Source organism: Kitasatospora sp. NPDC001225 (genome assembly GCF_053597855.1).
This window is the reverse complement of the sequence record NZ_JBSFJC010000237.1, coordinates 1-6,402: the sequence shown is the minus strand read 5'-3', so window position 1 is coordinate 6,402 and position 6,402 is coordinate 1. Positions and strand designations below refer to the sequence as shown.

At 77.5% G+C, this 6,402-nt stretch carries 1 protein-coding gene; it reads left to right on the top strand.

Going from position 1 to position 6,402, the window contains the following annotated elements; genetic code table 11:
• The coding region (locus ACWDCZ_RS38035) for an amino acid adenylation domain-containing protein (protein ID WP_449818323.1) at positions 1 to 6,402 on the top strand (6,402 nt) is incomplete at both ends.

Here is a 6,402-nt window from a genome sequence, read left to right as displayed (position 1 = left end):
GACGGCCGGGCTGTTCCGGCTGCTCGCCCAGGAGGACCCGGGCTGCCTGCGCGGCGTCCGCGAGGTGTGGACCGGCGGCGAGGCGGTGCCCGGCGCCGCCGTCCGCAAGGTCCTGGCGGCCTGCCCCGGCCTCACCGTGGTCGACGGCTACGGGCCGACCGAGACCACCACCTTCGCCACCCGCCGGGCCTTCCGCGAGGGCGACGAGCTGCCCGCCACGCTGCCGATCGGCCGCCCGCTGGACAACACCCGGGTGTACGTCCTGGACGGCGCGCTCCAGCCCCAACCGCCGGGCATCACCGGTGAGCTGTACATCGCCGGGGCCGGGCTCGCACGCGGCTACGCGGGCCGCCCCGGCGAGACCGCCGCCCGCTACCTCGCCGACCCCTTCGGCCCGCCCGGCGCCCGGATGTACCGCACCGGCGACACCGTCCGGTGGAGCGCGGACGGCGAACTGCACTTCGTCGGCCGCGCCGACGACCAGATCAAGATCCGCGGCTTCCGGATCGAACCCGCCGAGATCGAGGCCCGGCTCACCGCCCACCCGGCCGTCGCCGAGGCCGTGGTCTCGCTCCACCAGGACGCCGGACGCAAGCGCCTGGCCGCCCACCTGGTGCCGGCCGAGGGCGCCGAGCCGCCCGCCGCCGCCGAACTGCGCGCTCACCTGGCCGCCGACCTGCCCGACTACATGCTGCCCGCGGCCTTCGTCACCCTGCCCGAACTCCCGCTCACCGCCAACGGCAAGGTGGACCGCCGCCGGCTGCCCGCCCCCGACTGGTCGACGGGCGGCGACCGCCCCCACCGCGCCCCCGGCACCGACCGCGAACGGCTGCTCGCCGCGATCTGGGCCGAGCTGCTCGGGGTCGAACGGGTCGGGCTGGACGACGACTTCTTCCTGCTCGGCGGCGACTCCATCCTGAGCATCCAGGTGGTCTCCCGGGCCCGCGCCGCCGGCCTCGCGCTCTCCCCGCGCGACCTGTTCCGGCACCCCACCGTCGCCGCCCTGGCCGCGGCCGCCGGCAGCGCCGTCACCGTCGCGGGCACCGAGCCGGTCGGCGGCGAGGTCGGCCTGACACCGATCCAGCACTGGTTCCTCGACCCGAACCCGCCGTACGCCCACCACTTCGACCAGTCCCTGGTGGTGGAGGCCCCCGGCGCCGTCGACCCCCGGGCCCTGCGCCGCGCCCTGGCCGCCCTGTGGGCCCACCACGACGCGCTGCGCTCCCGCTTCACCCGCGCCGAGGACGGCACCTGGCGGCAGCACTGCGCCCCCGCCGAGGAGGCCGCGCCCGAGCTGCTGGAGGTCCACGGCCACGGCACCGAGGAGGCGGTGACCGCGGCCGCCCACGCCTCCTTCCGGCCGGCCGACGGCCCGCTGCTCACCGCCCGGCTGTTCCAGGGCGACGGCGCCCGGCCCGACCGGCTGCTGCTGGCCGTCCACCACCTGGTGGTCGACGGCGTCTCCTGGCGGGTGCTGCTGGAGGACCTGGAGACCGCCTACCGGCAGGCCGTCGAGGGCCGCCCGCTGCGGCTGCCCGCCCGCACCAGCTCCGTCCGGGAGTGGGCCCGCCGCCTGGCCGCGCACACCGAAGCCGGCGGTTTCGACGGGCAGCGCGACCACTGGGCAGCCGCCGCCCGGGCCTGCGCCACCCCGCTGCCGGTGGACGGCGACGGTACCAACACCGCCGCCGACCTGCGCGAGGTGACCGTCCGGCTGGACCGCGACCGCACCGACGCCCTGCTGCGGCAGGTCCCCGCGGTCTACCGCACCCGGATCGACGACGTGCTGCTCACCGCGCTCGGCCGGGTGCTCGCCGACTGGACCGGGCGCGGCACCGTCGCCGTCGGCCTGGAGGGCCACGGCCGCGAGGACCGGCTGTTCGACGGCCTCGACCTGTCCCGCACGGTCGGCTGGTTCACCTCGCTCTTCCCCGTCGCCCTCGACATCCCGGCGGGGGACTGGGGCACCGCCCTGAAGGCCGTCAAGGAGCAGCTGCGGGCGGTGCCCGACCGCGGCCTCGGGTACGGCGCGCTGCGCCACCTCGCCGGGGACGCGGCGCTCGCCGACGCGCCCGCCCCCGGCGTCGCCTTCAACTACCTGGGCCGCTTCGACTGGTCCGCCGACGGCGCCGCCCTGGTCCGCGCCGTCCCCGGCGGCCTCGGCGGCGCGGAGGCGCCCGGCACCGAGCGCCCCCACCTGCTGGACGTGGTCGCCCGGGTCGAGGACGGCGAGCTGGAGATCGGCTGGTACTACAGCTCCGGCCGGCACCGCGCCGACACCGTCACCGGGCTCGCCCACGCCATGCGGGGCGCCCTGGAGGAGATCGTCGCCCACTGCGCCGAGCCCGGCGCGGGCGGCCGCACCCCCGCCGACTTCCCGCTCGCCCGGCTCGACCAGGCGGCGGTGGACCGGATCGCCGGGGACGGCCGAGCGGTCGCCGACGTCTACCCGCTGACCCCGATGCAGGCCGGGATGCTCTTCCACAGCCTGCTCGACCCGGACGGCGACACCTACGTCAACCAGGTCCAGCTGGTGCTGGACGGGGTCACCGACCCGCACGCGCTGGCCGAGGCCTGGCAGCGGACCGCCGACGCCAACGCGATCCTGCGCACCCGGCTCAGCTGGCAGGACGGCGCCGAACCGCTCCAGGTCGTCCAGCACCGGGCCGCCGTCCCGGTCGCCCACCACGACTGGACCGGCCGCCCCGCCGAACAGGTCGAGCGGGACACCGCCCGGCTGCTCGCCGAGGACCGGGCGGCGGGCATCGACCTCGGCGGCGCGCCGCTGCTGCGCCTCGCCCTGATCCGGCTGACGCCGACCCGGGTCCGGGTGGTGTGGACCTTCCACCACGTGCTGCTCGACGGCTGGAGCGCCGCCCAGGTCTTCGACGAGGTGTGCGAGCGCTACGCCGCCCTGACCGCCGGACGCGCCCCCGCTCCGGCCGAACGGGCGCCCTACGCCGACTACCTGCGCTGGCTGGCCGGCCAGGACGGGGCGGAGGCCGAGCGGTACTGGCGCGACACCCTGGCCGGCTTCCCCGCCCCCACCGAACTGCCCCGGGACCGCCGCCCGGCCGGCGCCCACCGCGCCTCCTCCTCGGCCTCGGTGCGGGTCGCCCTCGGCCCCGAGCTGTCCGAGCGGCTGCGCGACACCGCCCGGCAGGCCGGGCTGACCGTCAACACCGTGCTCCAGGGCGCCTGGGCGCTGCTGCTCTCCCGCTACGGCGGCGGGGACGACGTGGTGTTCGGCACCATCGTCTCCGGCCGGCCCGCCGAACTCCCCGGCGTCACCTCGATGGTGGGGCTGTTCATCAACGCCCTGCCGACCCGGGTGCGGATCGACCCCCGGCGCCCGCTGCGGGAGCTGCTGCGGGAGGTCCAGGACCACCAGTCCGAGGCCCGCCGGCACGACGCCGTCTCGCTGGCCCAGCTCCAGGGCTGGAGCGAACTGCCCGGCGGCACCGCCCTGTTCGACAGCCTGGTGGTCTTCGAGAACTACCCCTTCGACGCCCAGTCGCTGACCCGGCACGGCCTCGGCGTGGAGACCGAGCAGGTGCTGGAGCCGACCAGCTACCCGCTCAGCGTGGTGGTCGCCCCCGGCGAGTCCATCGAGGTCGGCCTGGACCACGACCCGGCCCTCTTCGACACCGCCACCGTCGAGGGGCTCGGCGCGGGCCTGCGCACCCTGCTCGCCGGGATGGCGGCCGGCCTCGACCGGCCGGTGGGCGAACTGCCGCTGCTGGACCCGGCCGAGGGGCGCGCACTGGTGGCCCGCCTCGGCGGGGCGGTCACCGAGGCACCGGACGGCACCCTGCCCGAGGCCTTCGCCCGACAGGCCGCCCGCACCCCCGACGCCCCGGCGGTCCGCTCCGGCGACGAGCAGCTGACCTACCGGGAGCTCGACGAGCGCTCCAACCGGCTGGCCCGGCTGCTGATCGCGGCCGGGGCCGGCCCCGAGCGCTTCGTCGCGCTCGCGCTGCCCCGCACCGTCGAACTCGCCGTGGCACTGCTCGCGGTGCTCAAGAGCGGCGCAGCCTACCTGCCCGTCGACCCCGGCTACCCGGCCGAGCGGATCGCCTACCTCTTCGAGGACGTCCGGCCCGACGCCGTCGTCACCGGCACGGCGACCGCCGACCGGCTGCCCGACGGCCCGTCCACCCGGATCGTGCTGGACGACCCCGCCTGCCGCGAGCGCCTGGCCGCCGCCCGCGCCGACGCCGTCCGCGACGAGGAGCGGCACGGCGCCCTGCGCCCGGAGCACCCCGCGTACGTCATCCACACCTCCGGCTCGACCGGCCGCCCCAAGGGCGTGGTGGTCGCCCACAGCTCGGTGCTCGCCCTGACCGACTGGGCCGCCGCCGAGTTCGCCGACGGCGGCCTGGCCCACGTGCTCGCCGCCACCTCGCTCAACTTCGACGTGTCGGTGTTCGAGATCTTCGCGCCGCTGCTCTCCGGCGGCCGCGTGGAACTCCTGCGCGACCTGCTGGCGCTGGCCGAGCGCCCCGGCCCCTGGCGGGCCGGCCTGCTCAGCGCGGTGCCCTCGGCCCTCGGCGGACTGCTCGCCGACGGCGCCGTGCACCTCGCGGCGGACACCGTGGTGCTGGCCGGCGAGGCACTGCCCGCCCGCACCGTGCGGCAGGTCCGCGAGGCCGTCCCCGGCTGCCGGGTGCTGAACGTCTACGGCCCCACCGAGGCCACCGTCTACGCCACCGCCCACACCTGCGACCCCGCCGACCCGGACCGCGACCCGCCGATCGGCCGCCCGCTCGGCGGCGCCCGGGCCTACGTCCTGGACGAGCGGCTGCGCCCGGTGCCCGTCGGCGCTCCCGGGGAGCTGTACCTGGCCGGCACCGGCGTGGCCCGCGGCTACCTGCGCCGCCCCGGCCTGACCGCCGCCCGCTTCCTGCCCGACCCGTACGGCCCGCCCGGCGCCCGGATGTACCGCACCGGCGACCGGGTGCGCTGGAGCGCCGACGGCGGTCTCGACTACCTCGGCCGCGCCGACGACCAGGTCAAGGTGCGCGGCTTCCGGATCGAACTCGGCGAGGTCGAGGCCGCGCTGGCCCGCCACCCCCGGGTCTCGGCGGCCGCCGCCCGGGTGGTCGACCAGGACGGCCACAAGCGGCTGGTGGGCTACGCGGTGCCGCGCGACGGCGCCCTGCCCGACCAGGCCGAGTGGCGGGCCTTCCTCGGCGACACCCTCCCCGGCCACCTGGTGCCCGCCCTGGTGGTGCCGCTGGAGCGGCTGCCGCTCGGCGCGACCGGCAAGCTGGACCGGCGCGCCCTGCCCGAGCCGGTGTGGGCCGCGCCCGCGACGGAGGCCGGCCGGCCCCCGCGCACCGACACCGAGCGCGCCCTCGCCGCCATCTGGCGCGAGGTGCTCGGGGTGCCCGAGGTCAGCGCGGACGACAACTACTTCGCCCTCGGCGGGGACTCCATCCTCGGCATCCAGATCGTCTCGGCGGCCCGCCGGGACGGCCTCGCGCTGACCCCCCGGCACCTGTTCGCCCACCAGACCCTGGCCGAACTCGCCCGCGCCGCCGAGCGCTCACCGCAGCCCGAGCCCGCCGCCGACCAGGGCGCGGTGGTCGGCGAGGCCCCGCTCACCCCCGTCCAGCACTGGCTGCTGGACACCCTGGACGGCGACCCGGCCCAGCTCACCCAGTCCGTCTCCTTCACCCTCGCCCCGGACACCGACGAGGAGACCCTGCGGGCCGCGCTGGCCGCCGTCCTGGACCACCACGACGCGCTGCGGCTGCGCTACGAACCGCTCGCCGACGGCCGGTGGCGCCAGCACGGCACCGCACCCGGCCAGGCCCCCGAACTGCGCCCGCACGAGCTGCCCGCCGCCGAGGGGGAGCAGCGCGCGACCGTCCTGCGGGACCTCGGCGAGCGACTGGCCGAGGGCTTCGACCTGGCCGCCGGACCGCTGCTGCGGGCCGCGCTCTGCCGCTTCGCCGACGACCCCCGCCCGGTGCTGCTGCTGGCCGCGCACCACCTGGTGGTGGACGCGGTGTCCTGGCGGATCCTGCTGGAGGACCTGGAGCGCGCCCACAACGCGCTGAGCGCGGGCGAGCGGCCCGACCTCGGCGCCAAGAGCACCTCCTTCCGGGCCTGGGCCGAACGGCTCGCCGCGCACACCGCGGCCGGCGGCTTCGACGCGGAACTCCCGTACTGGCAGGGCCTGGTGGACGACGACCTGCCGGTGGACCTGGACGGCGCCAATACGGCGGAGAGCGAGGAGTCGCTGACCTTCGCCCTGGACGCCGAGTCCACCCGCCGGCTGCTCCAGGACGTCCCGGAGGCCTACCGCACCCAGGTCATGCCCCCGCCGTCCGCCGACCGGCCCTCGACCTGCCCGGCGCCGCCCTCGCCACCGCCGGTGTCTGCGCGGCGAGTTAC